This is a genomic window from Allobosea sp. (genome assembly GCF_035999205.1).
Taxonomy (GTDB): domain Bacteria; phylum Pseudomonadota; class Alphaproteobacteria; order Rhizobiales; family Beijerinckiaceae; genus Allobosea.
In genome coordinates, this window is sequence record NZ_DASYHA010000019.1 from 446,724 (window position 1) to 463,857 (window position 17,134).

Here is a 17,134-nt window from a genome sequence, read left to right on the forward strand (position 1 = left end):
CGCAGAGTCGGGTCGCGATAGCGGCCTCCGGCTTGCGTGGAGGCGCGGGGGCGAGGCACAAGGCGAGGCGATGTCGCAGATCACGATGCCCCAGGATGCGAGCCAGGATCCTGACTATGAGAGCCCGCGCCGCGAGCGTCGCCGCCAGCCCTCGGGTGCCGTGCCGTCCGGTCGGGCGACCGCGGCGTCGATGGTGCAGGACGAGCTCCGGCGCGCGATCCTCGCGATGGAGATCGTGCCGGGAGCGGCGCTGGTCGAGAAGGAACTGACCGCGCGCTTCGGTATCAGCCGCACGCCGGTGCGCGAAGCCCTGATCCGCCTCAAGGAGGAAGGTCTCGTCGAGATCTTTCCGCAGGCCGGCACCTTTGTGGCGCGGATTCCGACCGAGGCGATCCCCGAGGCCGTCTTCATCCGGCAGGCGCTGGAATGCGCGACCGTCGAGCTGGTGGCGCGGACCGGGACGGAGCAGGCCGTCGCCCTGCTGGACGCGACGATCACACGTCAGCGTGACGCGTTGGAGCGGGGCGACCAGGAGGGGTTCCATCTCGCCGACGAGGCCTTCCATGAGACCCTCGCCATGAGCGCCGGTTATCCTGGCATCTGGAAGATCGCACACGCCGCCAAGAGTCAGATCGACCGCTGCCGGCGCATGACCCTGCCGGTGCCGGGGCGGATGGCGATGGTGATCCGCGAGCATCTGTCGATCGTCGATGCGATCCGCCGGCATGACGGACCTGAGGCGGAGGTTGCGATGCGCAGACATCTGGGCACGCTGCTGCCCGACCTGCTGCATCTGAAGGAGCAGCATCCAGACTATTTCGTCTGAGCGAGGCGATTCTCGGCCCAGGGGCACGGCAGGCGCGGAGCTTGCTTGCCCGGCGATGCGACAGAAGCCAGCGCGGGTTGCGCCCGGCGGCCATGCCGTTTCAGATCAGCCGTGGCATCAATCCATGCCACGCTGCGCCATGCCTGACGAGGACGATTGCCGATGACCTCTCCCGCCGATCTCAGCGCCACCGAACTGCTCGAGGCCTATCGCTCCAGGGCGCTGTCGCCGGTCGAGGCTGCAGCAGCGGTGATCGCCCGGATCGAGGCCTGCGAGCCGCAGATCAAGGCGCTCTATGCCTATCAGCCGGAGGCGGCGCTCGCGGAGGCCAAGGCGTCTGAGGCGCGCTGGATGAGGGGCGAGGCGCTGCCGCTGGACGGCGTGCCCGGTACGATCAAGGAGAACATTGCGACGAAGGGCACGCCGATGCCGATCGGCACGGCTGCGCGCGATCTCGCACCGATGCAGGAGGACGCACCGGTCGCGGCAAGGTTGCGCGAGGCGGGCTTCGTCATGCTCGCCAAGACGACGATGCCGGATTACGGCATGCTCTCGTCGGGCCTGTCGAGTTTCCATGAACTGGCCCGCAACCCCTGGGACCTGTCGAAGAACCCGGGTGGCTCGTCGGCAGGGGCGGGCGCGGCAGGGGCTGCCGGCTACGGCCCCTTGCATGTCGGCACCGATATCGGCGGCTCGATCCGCCTGCCGGCTGGCTGGTGCGGCCTGGTCGGCCTGAAGCCCAGTTTCGGCCGGGTGCCGATCGATCCGAGCTATTACGGCCGTGTCGCCGGGCCGATGACCCGCACCGTCGCGGATGCGGCGTTGATGATGCGCGAGATTTCAAGGCCCGACGCGCGCGACGGCATGAGCCTGCCGCCGCAGGAGATCGACTGGCTGTCACTCGATATGGATCTGACGGGCTTGCGTCTCGGCCTCCAGTTCGATCCCGGCATCGGCCTTCCGGTCGAGCCCGAGACGAAGGCCGCGGTGGAGGCCGCCGCCAAGGCTTTCGCGGCCGCGGGTGCGATCGTCGAGGAAGCGCCGGCGTTCATGACGCGCGCCATGCTGGACGGCCTCGACGACTTCTGGAGCCAGCGCGCCTGGGCCGATATCGGCGCGCTCGGGCCGGACAAGCAGGCGATTGTGCTGCCTTACATCTTCGAATGGGCCAAGCGGGGCGAGGCTTTGTCCGGCGAGCGCGTCTATCGCGGCATGAGCCAGATGCTGGCGATCAAGGATGCCGCGCTGAAGCAGAGCGCGCCGTTCGACTTCGTGCTCTCGCCGGTCGCGCCCGTGCCGAGCTATGCGGCCGAGCTGGCTTCACCGATCCATGATCCCGACCGCCCCTTCGAGCACATCGTCTTCACGCTGCCGGCCAACATGTCGGACCAGCCTTCGATCGCCGTGCCGGCCGCAATGACGGCGGCAGGACTGCCGATCGGGCTGCAGATCACCGGCCGGCGCTTCGACGATCTCGGCGTGTTGCGCATGGCCCGCGCCTGGGAAAGGCTGCGCCAGCCGCTGCCGGATTTCCCGCGGCCGGCCTGATCCGCTTCAGAACAGCAGGTGCGGGGCGAAGAGGGCCAGCCCCATGAAGACCAGCGAGAGCCCGCCGAGGCCGCCCGCGACAAAGGCGAGCATGCCGACGCCGGTGATGATCGAGGCCGAGGCGACGACGATGGCGATCTGGAGCAGGCCGGAGGCGACCTCGAAATTCTCGTCCTTGGCCTTGTAGTCGTCGCGTTCCTGCTCGGTCCTCTTGGCGCGGGCCATGAGTTCCTTGCGGCCCTCATTGGTCTCGGGCTCGGATTCGTAGCGCGCGACGGTCGCCTTCCAGCTATCGACGCGCTTCTGCAGGCGCTCACGCATGGCCGTGTCGGTCGTTCCGGCGAGATCCACTTCCATGGCTTCGGCCGCCGTCCTGACAACGGTGCCGCGGATGGTCTTGGCCTGGAAGAACGACCAGAGGTTGGATGCGTCGATATTCTTGGCGATGGCCTCGTTCTGGGCCTGCTTCCCGCCGATTTCGGCCAAGGCCAGCATCAGCGCCAGCACCGCGATCAGCAGCGCGATCTTCTTGTTCCCGCCTTCAGGCGGCTCGATATGGCCCGACACGAATCACTCCATCCCCCGATGTCCAGCGTCCATAGTGCATGGCACTTCGGCGATAAAGGCGGGGCGATGGGCTCTCGCGGATCAGCGTCCAGCGCGGGGGTGGGCGGCGTCATAGGCCGCCATCAGCCGCACAGAGTCGATGCGCGTATAGATCTGCGTCGTCGAGAGCGAGGCGTGGCCGAGCAGTTCCTGGATGGCGCGCAGATCGCCGCCGCGCCCGAGCAAATGCGTCGCGAAGGAATGGCGCAGCGAATGAGGCGTTGCCGAGGAGGGCAGGCCGAGCGCACCGCGCAGGCCCTCGACCGCGAGCTGGATGATGCGCGGCGACAGCGGCCCGCCCTTGGCGCCGAGGAAGAGCGGCCCATCGGGCGGGAGACTCCAGGGGCAGAGCGAAAGGTACTCGGCGATGGTGGCGACGACGACCGGCAGGACCGGAACCATGCGGGTCTTGTTGCCCTTGCCGATGACGGTGAGCGTGTCGCCCGCGCTGGTCGGGGCCTGGGCTCGGGTAAGCGACAGAGCCTCGGAGATGCGCAGGCCGCAGCCATAGAGCAAAGCGAGCACGGCCGCGTCGCGCGCGAGAATCCATTGCTCGCGCTCCTCGCCGGCCCTTGTATCGGCCTGAGTCACGGCCTTGGCGGCGCGTGCCTCCAGAGGGCGCGGCAGCGACTTTCCGATGCGCGGGCCGCGCGTCGCGGCGAAGGCGGCGGCCTTGAATTTGCCGGTGCGCTCGCCGAAGCGGGCGAGCGAGCGCAGTGCGGCGAGCTGGCGCATCAATGTGCGGTTGCCGACGCCGTCGCGGCGACGGCGGCCGAGAAAGGCGCGCAGATCCGCGGGCTTCAGCGCGCCGATGTCGGCGAGCGAGGGCTCGCCGCCGAGATGCTCCGCGAGGAAGCCGGTGAACTGGCGCAGATCGCGGCCATAAGCCTCGAGCGTCTTGGGCGAGAGCCGGCGTTCATGGGCGAGATGGCCGAGCCAGTCGCGAATCAGGGTGTCGAGATCGGTCACGGATGCGCTTGCCCTTGGCCGTCATGCTCGGGTCGAGGCCGAGCATGACGGCTCCGCCTTAACGCCGTGCGAATGACGATCGGCTCACGAGCCCTTATGCCTTGCGGCAGGCGAAGGGCATGAAGGTGCTCGCCATGCCCTGGTTCATGCCGAGGATGACCATGACGTTGGCGAGGTCGAGCTCCTCCTTGCTGCGCGGGCAGACCTCGCCCTTGATGCTGCAGCCGGAGGACAGGAAGGCCTCGTGTGCCTCGATGAAGGGCTGGCCGAGGCCCTTGCGGCCGAACTTTGCCAGCGCCTCGCCCCATGCCTTGGTGTAGCGCTCGCATTTGACCGCTGGCCAGTTCTCCGGCGCGACGGGCTGCGCGTGGACGGTCCCGCTTGTGGCTGTGGCGATGCCAAGGGCGAAGGCGGGTGCGAGCAGTCGGCGGGGCGTCTTCATGGCTGGCTGGGTTCGTCGGTGGCTGGTGCGTCGCGAGGGTAGTGATCAGGCGATCGCGGCAATGCCAAGGCAACTGCTGACCAAGGCAACGGATGGCCAAGGCAGCGACCGGCCAAGGCGGCAGTTGTCGCTTTTGGCGCAACCCGCTACCCAACGGCGCATGAGCGATGCGGAGCAGATGGCGGAAGGCGGCACGGTCGATGTGCTGATCCCGCTCGGGCTCGACCAGGCCTACAGCTATGCGGTTCCCGCCGGGCTCGTGCTCAGGCCCGGCGATGTCGTGCAGGTGCCGCTCGGCCCGCGCGAGACCGTCGGCGTGGTTTGGGAGGCCAGTTCCGGACGCGGTGGCAACCTCAGGAAGGTCATCGGCAAGCTTGACATGCCGGCGCTCGACCCGGCGCTGATGAAGCTCGTCGACTGGGTCGCCTGGTACACGCTGGCGCCGAAAGGCTCGGTTCTGGCGCTGGCGCTGCGACGCCCGCCGGACGACACGCCGGAGCGGCCAAAGCTCGGCGTGCGGCTGGTCGGGGCTCCCCCGGCTCGAATGACGCCAGCTCGCGCCCGGGCCATCGCGGCGGCGGAGGGCGGCCTTCTGATCGCCAAGGGCGCGCTGGCCGAAACCGCTTCGGTCAGTGCTGCGGTGATCGACTCCCTCGTCGATGCCGGGACCTTCGCTGTCGAGCCGTTGCCGCGCGAGGCTGTCGCGGCGATGCCCGATCCGGAGCATGCGAAGCCCGCTCTGTCCGAGGGACAGGCGGCAGCGGCGACGGCGCTCGTCGCCTCGGTCCGGGCAGCAGGCTATGGCGTGACGCTGCTCGAGGGCGTCACCGGCTCCGGCAAGACGGAGGTTTATTTCGAGGCGGTGGCTGAGGCGATCCGGCTCGGACGCCAGAGCCTGATCCTGATGCCCGAGATCGCGCTGACGGCACAGTTCATCGATCGCTTCGAGGCGCGCTTCGGTGTCCGGCCGGGGCTCTGGCATTCGGCGGTGACGGGGCGCAAGCGCGAGCGCCTGCAGGCGGCGATCGCCAGCGGCGAGGCGCGGGTTGTCGCTGGGGCGCGCTCGGCGCTGTTCCTGCCCTACCGCGATCTCGGCCTGATCGTGGTCGATGAGGAGCACGAGGCGGCCTACAAGCAGGAGGATGGCGTCGCCTACCATGCCCGCGACATGGCGGTGGTGCGCGGACGCATCGAGAACGCACCGGTGATCCTGACCTCGGCGACGCCTTCTTTGGAGACGCGCGTCAATGCCGAGCGCGGGCGCTACACCCATCTCAAGCTGCCGGAGCGGTTCGGCGGGCGCAGTCTGCCGACGCTGGGCCTGGTCGATCTGCGCCAGGACAAGCCGCCGCGCGGGCGCTGGGTCTCTGATACGCTCGCCAAGGCGATCGCGAACAATCTGGAGGCGGGCGAGCAATCGCTGCTGTTCCTCAACCGCCGCGGCTACGCGCCGCTGACGCTGTGTCGCGATTGCGGGCATCGCTTCCAATGCCCGAACTGCTCGACCTGGCTGGTCGATCATCGCTTCCGGCGCGCTCTGGTCTGCCATCATTGCGGCCATGTCGAACGCCGGCCGCATGAATGCCCGCAATGCCATGCGCAGGAGAGCCTCACCGCCTGCGGCCCTGGTGTCGAGCGATTGGCGGAGGAGGTCGCGACGCTGTTTCCACAGGCGCGCGGCATCGTTTTGTCGAGCGACTTCCCTGGCGGGACCGAGCGGCTGAAGGCGGAGTTGATGTCGGTGGCCGAAGGCGAGTTCGACATCGTCATCGGCACGCAGCTCGTCGCCAAGGGGCACAACTTCCCCGGCATGACGCTGGTCGGCGTGATCGACGCCGATCTCGGCCTGACCTCGGGCGATCCGCGCGCGGCCGAGCGCACCTTCCAGGTGTTGCGGCAGGTCACCGGCCGTGCGGGGCGCGGCGAGAAGCCGGGCCGCGCCCTGCTTCAAACGCATGACCCTTCCCACCCGGTACTCAAGGCGCTCGTCTCGGGAGACCCGGAGCGGTTTTATGCCGCAGAGGAGGCGTCGCGCGAGGCTGCCGGCCTGCCGCCCTTCGGCCGCCTCGCCGGTCTGATCGTCTCCGCCAACAGCCAGGCCGAGGCTGAGGCGCATGCCCGAGCGCTGGCGCGCTGCGCCGACGCGCCCGACGGAATCAGCGTGCTCGGACCGGCGGAAGCGCCGCTTGCGGTCCTGCGCGGGCGCCATCGGATGCGTTTGATCGTCAAAACCGCGAGGGACGTGAACCTGCAGGACTATCTGCGCGCCTGGCTGATGCGCGCCGGCAAGCCGAAGGGCTCGGTGCGCGTCGCGGTCGACGTAGACCCGCAGAGCTTTCTGTAGAGGGCCTCGAGCCTTCCTTGGAAAGCCTGAAAGGACGGGCAAAACCGCGCCCGGGATCGCCATCAACGGATTGCGCGCCCCAAAAGCACATGCTAGTGCACCGCCACATTTAGGTCGCGAAGCCGTCTTGCCGGGTTCTCGTCCATGATACATCGCAGCGCCAGGACATCGCACTCCACCTTCGCGAGAAGGTCGCCGGGAGCAGTCCTATGAAACGAGAGACGTGACGCGTGGCTGAAGGCGGATCGCAAGGATCACTGGTTTCGGGCGTAGCCGGACGCTACGCCACGGCCCTTTTCGAACTGGCCGGCGAGGCCAACGCCATCGACGCCGTCTCCGCTGAACTCGACAGCTTTTCCGGGATGCTCGCCGAGAGCGAGGATCTGCGCCGCCTCGTCGAAAGCCCCGCCTTCTCGGCCGAGGAGCAGACGGCGGCGATCAAGGCGGTTCTCGCCAAGGCCGGCGTCTCCGGCATTGCCGCCAACTTCATCGGCCTCGTCGCCAGCAAGCGTCGTCTCTTCGCGCTGCCGGGCATGATCGCTGCCTACAAGGCCCTCGTCGCCGAGGCCAAGGGCATCGTCAGCGCCGAGGTCACGCTGGCGGAGGCGCCTGCGGCCAAGCGCGTCGAGGAAATCCGCGCTGCGCTCGCCGCCGTCGCGGGCAAGGATGTCGATGTCGCGATCAAGATCGATCCGGCTCTGATCGGCGGGCTCGTCGTGAAGATGGGTTCCCGCATGGTCGATGCCTCGCTGAAAACCAAGCTCAATTCAATTCGTCTTGCCATGAAAGAGGTCGGCTGATGGAAATCCGCCCCGCTGAAATCTCCGCGATCCTGAAGGCCCAGATCTCGAACTTTGGGTCCGAAGCCTCCGTCACCGAGGTTGGCCAGGTTCTCTCCGTCGGCGACGGCATCGCCCGCGTCTACGGTCTCGACCAGGTCCAGGCCGGTGAGATGGTCGAGTTCGAGAGCGGCGTGCGCGGCATGGCGCTCAACCTCGAGAGCGACAATGTCGGCGTCGTGATCTTCGGTTCCGACCGCGAGATCAAGGAAGGCCAGACGGTCAAGCGCACCGGCGCGATCGTCGACGTGCCGGTCGGCAAGGAACTGCTCGGCCGCGTCGTCGACGCGCTCGGCAACCCGATCGACGGCAAGGGCCCGATCAAGGCCGCCAAGCGCGCCCGCGTCGACGTCAAGGCGCCCGGCATCATCCCGCGCAAGTCGGTGCATGAGCCGATGGCGACCGGCCTCAAGGCGATCGACGCCCTGATCCCGATCGGCCGCGGCCAGCGCGAGCTGATCATCGGCGACCGTCAGACCGGCAAGACCGCCGTCGCGCTCGACACCATCCTGAACCAGAAGTCGCTGAACGGCGAAGGCGCTCCCGAGAGCCAGAAGCTCTACTGCGTCTACGTCGCCGTCGGCCAGAAGCGCTCGACCGTCGCCCAGTTCGTGAAGGTGCTCGAGGAGCGTGGTGCCCTGGAGTACTCGATCGTCGTGGCGGCCACCGCCTCGGACGCCGCCCCGATGCAGTTCCTGGCGCCCTTCGCCGGCTGCGCCATGGGCGAGTTCTTCCGCGACAACGGCATGCACGCCGTGATCATCTATGACGATCTGTCGAAGCAGGCCGTTGCCTACCGCCAGATGTCGCTGCTGCTGCGCCGCCCGCCGGGCCGCGAGGCCTATCCGGGCGACGTGTTCTATCTCCACTCCCGCCTGCTCGAGCGCGCGGCGAAGATGGGCGAGGAGGCCGGTCTCGGCTCGCTGACGGCGCTGCCGGTCATCGAGACCCAGGCGAACGACGTCTCGGCCTACATCCCGACCAACGTGATCTCGATCACCGACGGCCAGATCTTCCTCGAGACCGACCTGTTCTACCAGGGCATCCGCCCGGCGGTGAACGTCGGCCTTTCGGTGTCGCGCGTCGGCTCCTCGGCGCAGACCAAGGCGACCAAGAAGGTCGCGGGCAAGATCAAGGGCGAGCTCGCCCAGTATCGCGAGATGGCCGCCTTCGCCCAGTTCGGCTCGGACCTCGACGCCGTCACGCAGCGCCTGCTCAACCGCGGTGCCCGCCTGACCGAGCTCCTGAAGCAGGCGCAGTTCTCGCCGCTGAAGATGGAAGAGCAGACGGTCGTGATCTATGCCGGCGTCAACGGCTATCTCGATCCGCTGCCGGTCAACAAGGTCCGCGCCTTCGAGGACGGGCTGCTCGCGCTGGTGCGCGGCAAGCACGCCGACCTGCTGAACGAGATCGGCTCGTCGAAGGATCTTTCGGACGCGAATGCCGCGAAGCTGAAGGATATCGTCTCCGATTACGCGAAGTCCTTCGCCTGATCGTCATGAGCCAAGCGCAGCGAAGCAATCCAGCCTCGCTGCGCCCGCCCTTCTGGATTGCTTCGTCGCTGCGTTCCTCGCAACGACGGGTAGGGGATTGAAGACCAGATGCCTTCATTGAAGGACCTACGTAACCGCATCGCTTCGGTGAAGGCGACGCAGAAGATCACCAAGGCCATGCAGATGGTCGCGGCCGCCAAGCTGCGCCGGGCGCAGGCCGCGGCCGAGGCCGCGCGCCCCTATGCCGAGCGCATGGAGACGGTGCTGGCGAATCTTGCCTCTGGCGTCACGGGGTCGAGCGCTCCGCGGCTGATCTCGGGCACGGGTTCCGACAAGGTGCATCTCCTGGTCGTCTGCACGGCCGAGCGTGGCCTCTGCGGCGCCTTCAACTCGTCGATCGCGCGCCTCGCCCGCGACAAGGCGAATGCGCTGAAGGCCGACGGCAAGACGGTCAAGATCATCTGCGTCGGCAAGAAGGGCTACGACCTGCTGAAGCGGCAGTTCGAGAAGGATATCATCGAGCTGATCGACCTGCGCGCCTTCAAGCAGATCGGCTATGCCAATGCCGAGACGATCGCCCAGAACATCCTGGCGCGCTTCGCTGCAGGCGAGTTCGATGTCGCGACGCTGTTCTTCTCGAAGTTCAAGTCGGTCATTGCGCAGATCCCGACCGCGCAGCGCATCATCCCGGCCGAGATCCCGGCCGATGTGCCGAAGACCGACGCGGTCTACGACTACGAGCCGGACGAGAGCGAGATCCTCGAGACGCTGCTGCCGCGCAACCTGACCGTCCAGGTGCTGCGCGCGCTGCTCGAGAACGCCGCCTCCGAACAGGGGGCGCGCATGTCCGCGATGGACTCCGCGACGCGCAATGCCGGCGAGATGATCAAGAAGCAGACGCAGCTCTATAACCGCTCGCGCCAGGCGATGATCACGAAGGAACTGATCGAGATCATCTCCGGCGCGGAAGCGCTCTAACCGCCTGAATTCAAGGCCGGCGCGCCGGCCATCCGACACGCTGAACGCGAATCCGAGGTTATCACCATGGCCAAAGCCGCTACGAAGAAGTCTGCCGCCGCCGAGAAGCCCGCCAACACCGGCACCGGCAAGGTCGCCCAGGTCATCGGCGCCGTCGTCGACGTGCAGTTCGAAGGCGCGCTGCCGGAGATCCTGAACGCGCTCGAGACCAACAATCTCGGCAACCGCCTCGTGCTCGAGGTCGCCCAGCATCTGGGTGAGAACACGGTCCGCACGATCGCGATGGACTCGACGGAAGGTCTCGTCCGTGGCCAGTCGGTCACCGACACCGGCGCCCCGATCGCGGTTCCCGTCGGCGACGAGTGCCTCGGCCGCATCATGAACGTCATCGGCGAACCGGTCGACGAGGCCGGTCCGATCCTGACCACCAACACCCGCGGCATCCATCAGCCGGCCCCGTCCTATGCCGACCAGGCGACCGAGGCGCAGATCCTCGTCACCGGCATCAAGGTCGTCGATCTGCTGGCGCCCTACGCCAAGGGCGGCAAGATCGGCCTGTTCGGCGGCGCCGGCGTCGGCAAGACCGTGCTGATCATGGAGCTGATTAACAACGTCGCGAAGGCCCATGGTGGTTATTCCGTGTTCGCCGGCGTCGGCGAGCGCACCCGCGAGGGTAACGACCTCTATCACGAGATGATCGAGTCGGGCGTGAACAAGAAGGGCGGCGGCGAGGGTTCCAAGTGCGCTCTCGTCTATGGCCAGATGAACGAGCCGCCGGGCGCCCGCATGCGCGTCGCGCTGTCCGGCCTCACCGTCGCGGAAGATTTCCGCGACAAGGGCCAGGACGTGCTGTTCTTCGTCGACAACATCTTCCGCTTCACGCAGGCCGGCTCGGAAGTGTCCGCGCTGCTCGGCCGCATCCCCTCGGCGGTGGGTTACCAGCCGACGCTGGCGACCGACATGGGCAACCTGCAGGAGCGCATCACCACCACCAATAAGGGCTCGATCACCTCGGTGCAGGCGATCTACGTGCCCGCCGACGACCTGACCGACCCGGCGCCCGCGACCTCCTTCGCCCACCTGGACGCCACGACGGTGCTTTCGCGTTCGATCGCTGAAAAGGGCATTTACCCGGCGGTCGACCCGCTCGACTCGACCTCGCGCATGCTGTCGGCCGACATCGTCGGCGAGGAGCACTACGCGATCGCCCGTCAGGTCCAGCAGATCCTCCAGCGCTACAAGGCCCTGCAGGACATCATCGCGATCCTGGGCATGGACGAGCTTTCGGAAGAGGACAAGCTGACGGTGGCCCGCGCCCGCAAGATCGAGCGCTTCCTGTCGCAGCCCTTCTTCGTCGCCGAAGTCTTCACCGGCTCGCCGGGCAAGCTCGTCGCGCTCGAGGACACGATCAAGGGCTTCAAGGGTCTGGTCGAAGGCAAGTACGACCACCTCCCGGAGGCGGCCTTCTATATGGTCGGCTCGATCGAGGAAGCCATCGAGAAGGCCCAGCGCCTGGCCGCCGAAGCGGCCTGAGGCCATCCGAACGCGTCATTCTCGGGCTCAGGCCCGAGGATCTCACGACCAGAAGAAACTGGTTTCCGAGATGGTCGGGGCTAGCCCGACCATGACGAACCGGGGAGAATGATACGATGGCCACCTTCAAGTTCGAGCTCGTCTCGCCTGAGCGCATCCTGTTTTCCGGCGACGTCATCAGCGTCATCGTTCCGTCGATCGAGGGCGAGATGACCGTGCTGGCCGGTCATGCGCCGCTCGTCGCGACGCTGAAGGCGGGCATCGTCTTCGTCCAGACCACGGACAGCAACGGCAAGGAATTCTTCGTCAATGGCGGTCTCGTCGAGATCAACCATGCCGCGACGACGATTCTGGCCGAGCAGGGCCGCTTCATCGAGGATGTCGACACCGAGATTCTCGATCAGGAAATCCTGACCGCCGAGACCAAGCTCGCCGGCTCGCATGACGAGGACGAGAAGAAGCGCCTGCACGACACCCTCGTGCAGCTGCAGGAGTTCAAGCACGTCTTCGCGAACCGCAAGGCGGCCTGAAACGGCCTCGCGCCGAGACAGGAGACGACAAGGGGCCGCGCAAGCGGCCCTTTTTAGTTGTGTCGAGAGTGAGGATCAGCTGGTCGGGACGGCGAACGCGGCGAAGGCCGCCGCGACCTTCTCATAGACCGGCCGCTTGAATGGCACGACGCGGCCGGGCATCTCTGCCAGCGGCAGCCAGGCCCATTCGGAGAACTCGGCCGGCTCGTCCCCATTCGGCTGGGTGATGTCGAATTCGGCCTCGGTGCCGGTAAAGCGGAAGGCCACCCAGCGCTGGCGCTGGCCGCGGAAGGCGGTGAGCTTGTGCGCCGGGCCGGAATAGCCGGGGAAGTCGTAAGCCCACCATTCCGGCGTCGCGGCGAGCAGTTCCGCGCTCGTCACGCCGGTTTCTTCGGCGAGTTCGCGGCGGGCCGCCGCGACGATGTCCTCATTCGGATCGATGCCGCCCTGCGGCATCTGCCAATCGAAACCGGGGAGTATGATCTCCGGGCCCGCGCTGTGCGAACGGCCGGCGAAGACGTGCCCCTGCTGGTTGAAAAGGGCGATGCCGACATTGGGGCGGTAGGGGAGGCTGGTCTGGGTCATTCCACATCGCTCGCCATGGTCGGGCATGACTCGACCATCTCGGAGACCAGTGTCTTCTCGTCACGTCATGCTCGGGTCAAGCCCGAGCATGACGGCAACGCGCTTCACTCACCCATCGCGATCAGGCCGGCATTGCCGCCCGCCGCCCGCCGTGTTGATCGTCTCCGTCTGGTCGGTGGCGAAGCGCGTCAGGTAATTCCGGCCGCCAGCCTTGGGTCCGGTCCCGGAAAGGCCGTGGCCGCCGAAGGGTTGCACGCCGACGACCGCGCCGATGATGTTGGGGTTGACGTAGCCCCGCGTCGCAGACACGACCGCCTATGGTCGCTTTCTCGGCGAGGTTTTGCCGGTGCTGCCGGCGGTGCGGGAGACGCGCCCCTATGCCGTGATGGAAGAGGTCAAGGCCGACGTGGCGCTCCCCCTCTGAGCCGCCGCTCGCCGGATGTCCTTGCTCAAAATTTATGCAATTTTGGCTTCTGCGTGGTGCTTTCGGCTTGACCTACCGCGCGGTTCCGCCAGTCTGAAAGCTGCGGCTGCCCGGCACGGAGATTGCTGAGCAGAGCGCGATTTTCGAAGCCTTCCCGTCCCCTTTCGTTCGTCCGGAGCCAGAGATGTCCAGCGTGCTGCCTGCCCTTGTTGCGTCCCTGTCGCGACGTGCGGTCCTGAGCGTCGCGGCGGTATCCGCGCTCGCCGCGGCCTGCCTGTCCGGCCAGTCGGCGCAGGCGCAGACACCGGTGCGTTTCACGCTCGACTGGCGCTTCGAAGGGCCGGCCGCCCTGTTCCTGATGGCGATCGAGAAGGGCTACTTCAAAGCCGAAGGCCTGGACGTCACCATCGACACCGGCAACGGATCGCGCGAGGCGATCCCGCGTGTCGCGTCGGGCACCTATGATGTCGGCTTCGGCGACGTGAACTCGCTGATCCGCTTCCGCGACGAGAATCCGACGGTCGATCTCAAGGCCGTGATGATGGTCTACGACAAGCCGCCCTTCGCGATCGTGGGCCGCAAGAGCCGCGGCATCTCGGCCGATGTGAAGAGCCTGGAGGGCAAGAAGTTCGGCGCGCCCGCGGCCGACGCCGCCTTCGCGCAGTGGCCGATCTTCAAGACTGTCAACAAGCTCGACGACAGCAAGATCCGGCTGGAGAATGTCGGCTTCCCGGTGCGCGAGCCGATGCTGGCCTCGGGCGAGGTCGATGCCGTGTTCGGCTTCGCCAACTCCTCCTATATCAACCTGAAGTCGCGCGGCGTGCCGGTCGACGACATCGTCACCATGCTGATGTCCGACTACGGGGTCGAGCTCTACGGCAACGTCGTGATGGTCTCGCCGAAATTCGCGGCAGAGAAGCCGGAGGCGGTGCGCGGCCTGCTGCGGGCGATCACCAAGGGCGTCAAGGATACCGTCGCCAACCCGGAGCTGGGTGCCCAGCTCGTGATCAAGCGCAATGACGTCGCCAAGGTCGAAGTCGAGCTTGAGCGCCTGAAGATGACGCTCGAGCAGAACGTCATGGTGCCCTGGGTCAAGGCCAACGGCTTCGGCGGCATCGACAAGATCCGCTGGGATCGCGCGCTCGACCAGATCGCGCTGACCTTCACCTTCAAGGACAAGGCCAAGGCGGGCGATGCCTTCACCGACGCCTTCCTGCCGGCGCAAGGCGAGCGGGTATTCTGAGGCATTTTCTCCGATTGCAGGACGTCATCCTGGACAAGCCGCGAAGCGGCGCAGTTCCGGGCTCCATCGAAGGGTGCTACGCCCTGCGATGGATCCCGGGACTTGGCCGCGTGAAGCCCAGGATGACGGCTTTGCGCTTGTGAAAGGGATTTCTTGACCGCCTTCGTCGAACTCCACGATGTCACTCATGTTTATGGCGGCGGCGAGGGCGCGCCTGCCGTTGCCGGACTGTCACTGAAAATCCGCGAGGGCGAGTTCGCGGCGATCGTCGGACCGTCCGGCTGCGGCAAGTCGACGATGATGAAGCTCGCCACCGGCTTGCAGCGGCCGAAATCCGGCACCGTGATCGTCGACGGACGCGAGGTTGCCGAGCCGATCAAGATCACCGGCATGGCCTTCCAGAACCCGGTGATGCTGCCCTGGCGGACGACGCTGCAGAACCTGCTGCTACCGCTCGAGATCGTCCAGCCGCACCGCTCGCGCCTGCGGGGGAACAAGGCCGACTATGTCGCCCGCGCCGAGAGGCTGCTGGAGACGGTCGGTCTCAAGGGCATGGGCTCGAAGTTCCCGTGGCAGCTCTCCGGCGGCATGCAGCAGCGCGCCTCGCTTTGCCGTTCGCTGATCCACGAGCCGAAGCTGCTGATGCTGGACGAGCCGTTCGGGGCGCTCGACGCCTTCACGCGCGAGGAACTCTGGTGCGTGATCCGCGATCTGCATGCGCAGCGCGGGATCACCGTCATCCTCGTTACCCATGACCTGCGAGAGGCGGTGTTCCTGGCGGACCGGGTGTTCTGCATGTCGGCACGGCCGGGCCGGATCATCGCCGAGCGCGAGATCGGCTTTGCCCGGCCGCGCGATCTCGACCTCACCTACACGCCGGAATTCGCCGAGATCGTCCACGAACTGCGCGGCCATATCCGCGAGGCGAGGGCCGTGGCATGAAGCGCTCGACCTGGCTCAAGCTCGCACCCTACCTCTTCACCTTTGGGTTCTTCGCGATCTGGGAACTCGTCTGCCGGGCTTTCTCGATCTCGGCCTTCATCCTGCCGCCGCCCTCGGCGATCTGGGCCGCGCTGGTCCAGTACCAGAAGCCGCTCTACACCAATGCCTTCCACACGCTCTGGATGACTTCGCTCGGCTTCGGGCTGTCGATCGTCTTCGGGGTGGCGCTCGGGCTGCTCGTCGGCTCGTCGAAGCTGCTTCATGCCGGGTTGAACCCGCTTCTCGTCGGCTTCAACTCGATCCCGAAGGTCGCGGTGGTGCCGATCCTGGTGATCTGGTTCGGCGTCGGCTGGCTGCCGCCGGTGTTGACCGCCTTCGTGATCTCGTTCTTCCCGATCGTCGTCAATGTTGCGACGGGCTTGGCCACGATCGAGCCGGAGACCGAGGATGTGCTCAAGGCGCTGGGCGCGAGCCGCCTGGACATCATGACCAAGGTCGGCATTCCGCGCTCGCTGCCCTATCTGTTCGGAGCGCTAAAGGTCTCGATCACGCTGGCCTATGTCGGCTCGGTGATAGGTGAGCAGAACGCGTCGAATCTCGGGCTCGGCAACCTGATCACCCGCGCTTCGGCTGATTTCAACGTGCCGCTGATCTTCGCGGCGCTGATCGTGCTTGCTGTGCTCGGCGTCTTCCTGGTCGCGATCGTCGACATCGTCGAGAGCCGGATGACCGGCTGGGCCAAGCGCTCGCAGATGGGGAATGCTTGAATCAGGCCGGGCGGGACTGCCCGGCCCGATCAGACCATGCCGGTGCTCTTCAGCTGCTGATAGGCTTTGAGGATTTCCTGCAGCGTGCCCTCGCGCGAGCGATCGCCACCATTCGCATCGGGGTGAAAGCGCTTCACCAGCTCCTTGTAGCGGGACTTGATCGCGGCGGCGTCGGCATTCTCGTCAAGGCCGAGGGTATCGAGCGCCTTGCGGGCGAGGACGCCGACGCGAGGCTCCGGCTGCGCCGCCTGCTGGGCACGCCTGGCGCCGAAGATGTTGAAGGCGTCTTGCACGTCCGCCTGCTCGCCGCCGCCCGCCACGCGGCCCCGCTGCGCCATCCGCGCCGCCTTGGAATTGACGCCGAGCTTCCAGGTCGGCCGGTGGCCGATCGCCGCGTCCTTGGCGTATTCGGCCAGGGCATCGTCGTTCATCCCGGCGAAATAGTTGTAGGTCGCGTTGTAGGCCTTCACATGCTCCAAGCAGAACCGAAAGAACTTGCCCTCGCGGCCACGGCCCTGCGGTGCGCGGAACTCGCCGGCCCGCTTACAGCCGGGGTGGTCGCAGCGCGGCGCGTCGGATTCCTCGGCCTCCACCGCTTCGGAAGGGCCGATCCTGATGCTGTCGAACAGGCGCGAGTTGAAGTTCATGATCGAATGGTTATGAAACGCGGGATCGGAACCGGCAAGTGCGATGCGGCACGCATCGCCTCCGCGCGGCGCGAGTCGGCCCTCACCGAGGGCCTTGTGACGGATCATTCAGAACGGTGGCGCGATCATGACCGGAATGGCTGAACGGATCACCAACAAACTGGAACAGGCGCTCTCACCGGAGCGCCTGAACGTGATCGACGAGTCGCACCAGCATCACGGCCATGGCGGCTGGCGCGAAGGCGGCGAAACCCATTTCAGGGTGGATATTGTGTCGGAGGCCTTCGCCGGCAAGAGCCGGCTCGAGCGCCACCGCCTTGTCAATACCGCGCTGGCACAGGAGCTGGCGGAGCGCGTGCATGCGCTGGCGATCGTCGCGAGGGCGCCTGGCGAGCGGTAAGACCGACGGCAGGGACAG

Annotated in this window: 17 protein-coding genes and 2 pseudogenes; 13 read left to right on the top strand and 6 right to left on the bottom strand. The window is 66.8% G+C overall.

From position 1 onward, the window contains the following. The first annotated feature begins 70 nt into the window (after nt 1-70). Together VGN82_RS10205 and VGN82_RS10210 are read left to right on the top strand one after the other, a co-directional pair. Nucleotides 71-826: a GntR family transcriptional regulator gene (locus VGN82_RS10205; RefSeq protein WP_327526894.1), complete on the top strand. Its 756-nt coding sequence runs from the start codon at nt 71-73 to the stop codon at nt 824-826. Between the two features lie 162 nt (nt 827-988). Beyond that, entirely contained in the window at nt 989-2,374 is a 1,386-nt protein-coding gene (locus tag VGN82_RS10210; RefSeq protein WP_327526895.1) for an amidase, read from the top strand. Between the two features lie 6 nt (nt 2,375-2,380). On the opposite strand, the gene VGN82_RS10215 is transcribed toward VGN82_RS10210, so the two are convergent. The 3 genes from VGN82_RS10215 to VGN82_RS10225 form a co-directional block, all read right to left on the bottom strand. Continuing rightward, the gene (locus VGN82_RS10215) at nt 2,381-2,941 is read right to left on the bottom strand and encodes a DUF4337 domain-containing protein (protein WP_327526896.1); all 561 of its coding nucleotides are present in this window, start codon (nt 2,939-2,941) and stop codon (nt 2,381-2,383) included. Between the two features lie 81 nt (nt 2,942-3,022). Beyond that, nucleotides 3,023-3,949, bottom strand: coding sequence for a tyrosine recombinase XerC (locus VGN82_RS10220; protein WP_414644251.1), 927 nt, complete (start codon nt 3,947-3,949; stop codon nt 3,023-3,025). A gap of 94 nt (nt 3,950-4,043) precedes the next feature. Further along, entirely contained in the window at nt 4,044-4,391 is a 348-nt protein-coding gene (locus tag VGN82_RS10225) for a hypothetical protein (RefSeq protein ID WP_327526897.1), read from the bottom strand. A 160-nt stretch (nt 4,392-4,551) separates the two neighbouring features. Between VGN82_RS10225 and VGN82_RS10230 the strand changes: the two genes are divergently transcribed. From VGN82_RS10230 to VGN82_RS10255, 6 genes are all read left to right on the top strand, one after another. Further along, nucleotides 4,552-6,735: a primosomal protein N' gene (locus VGN82_RS10230; RefSeq protein WP_327526898.1), complete on the top strand. Its 2,184-nt coding sequence runs from the start codon at nt 4,552-4,554 to the stop codon at nt 6,733-6,735. A gap of 230 nt (nt 6,736-6,965) precedes the next feature. Then, nucleotides 6,966-7,535 carry a F0F1 ATP synthase subunit delta gene (locus VGN82_RS10235; protein WP_327526899.1) on the top strand — a complete coding sequence of 190 codons (570 nt, stop codon included), beginning with the start codon at nt 6,966-6,968 and terminating at the stop codon, nt 7,533-7,535. Continuing rightward, the gene (gene atpA, locus VGN82_RS10240; protein ID WP_327526900.1) at nt 7,535-9,067 is read left to right on the top strand and encodes a F0F1 ATP synthase subunit alpha; all 1,533 of its coding nucleotides are present in this window, start codon (nt 7,535-7,537) and stop codon (nt 9,065-9,067) included. The genes VGN82_RS10235 and atpA overlap by 1 nt, the downstream gene beginning before the upstream one ends. 108 nt (nt 9,068-9,175) lie before the next feature. Continuing rightward, complete coding sequence (locus tag VGN82_RS10245) at nt 9,176-10,045, top strand: F0F1 ATP synthase subunit gamma (RefSeq protein ID WP_327526901.1); 870 nt, start codon at nt 9,176-9,178, stop codon at nt 10,043-10,045. A gap of 66 nt (nt 10,046-10,111) precedes the next feature. Next, nucleotides 10,112-11,578, top strand: coding sequence for a F0F1 ATP synthase subunit beta (atpD, locus tag VGN82_RS10250; protein WP_327526902.1), 1,467 nt, complete (start codon nt 10,112-10,114; stop codon nt 11,576-11,578). A gap of 116 nt (nt 11,579-11,694) precedes the next feature. Then, nucleotides 11,695-12,108: a F0F1 ATP synthase subunit epsilon gene (locus VGN82_RS10255; protein ID WP_327526903.1), complete on the top strand. Its 414-nt coding sequence runs from the start codon at nt 11,695-11,697 to the stop codon at nt 12,106-12,108. Between the two features lie 75 nt (nt 12,109-12,183). Here VGN82_RS10255 and VGN82_RS10260 read toward each other — a convergent pair whose 3' ends face one another. Beyond that, nucleotides 12,184-12,693, bottom strand: coding sequence for an RNA pyrophosphohydrolase (locus VGN82_RS10260; RefSeq protein ID WP_327526904.1), 510 nt, complete (start codon nt 12,691-12,693; stop codon nt 12,184-12,186). 104 nt (nt 12,694-12,797) lie between these two features. Then, nucleotides 12,798-12,984 (bottom strand): annotated as a pseudogene (locus VGN82_RS10265) (hypothetical protein); the annotation flags it as partial. Between the two features lie 4 nt (nt 12,985-12,988). Here VGN82_RS10265 and VGN82_RS10270 point away from each other — a divergent pair. The 4 genes and pseudogenes from VGN82_RS10270 to VGN82_RS10285 all read left to right on the top strand — a co-directional run. Then, nucleotides 12,989-13,117, top strand: a pseudogene (locus VGN82_RS10270) (ArsR family transcriptional regulator); the annotation flags it as partial. Between the two features lie 184 nt (nt 13,118-13,301). Beyond that, on the top strand, nt 13,302-14,360 hold the full coding sequence (locus VGN82_RS10275; RefSeq protein WP_327526905.1) for an ABC transporter substrate-binding protein: 1,059 nt from the start codon (nt 13,302-13,304) through the stop codon (nt 14,358-14,360). Nucleotides 14,361-14,513: 153 nt separating this feature from the next. Beyond that, nucleotides 14,514-15,302 (top strand): ABC transporter ATP-binding protein, encoded by a 789-nt coding sequence (locus VGN82_RS10280; protein WP_327526906.1) that lies wholly within the window; start codon nt 14,514-14,516, stop codon nt 15,300-15,302. Then, complete coding sequence (locus VGN82_RS10285; protein ID WP_327526907.1) at nt 15,299-16,069, top strand: ABC transporter permease; 771 nt, start codon at nt 15,299-15,301, stop codon at nt 16,067-16,069. Before VGN82_RS10280 ends, VGN82_RS10285 begins: the two co-directional genes overlap by 4 nt. 29 nt (nt 16,070-16,098) lie before the next feature. Here VGN82_RS10285 and VGN82_RS10290 read toward each other — a convergent pair whose 3' ends face one another. Beyond that, nucleotides 16,099-16,716 carry a J domain-containing protein gene (locus VGN82_RS10290; protein WP_327526908.1) on the bottom strand — a complete coding sequence of 206 codons (618 nt, stop codon included), beginning with the start codon at nt 16,714-16,716 and terminating at the stop codon, nt 16,099-16,101. Between the two features lie 136 nt (nt 16,717-16,852). Here VGN82_RS10290 and VGN82_RS10295 point away from each other — a divergent pair, with 136 nt between their 5' ends. Then, nucleotides 16,853-17,116 (top strand): BolA family protein, encoded by a 264-nt coding sequence (locus VGN82_RS10295; protein ID WP_327526909.1) that lies wholly within the window; start codon nt 16,853-16,855, stop codon nt 17,114-17,116. Nucleotides 17,117-17,134: the final 18 nt, after the last annotated feature.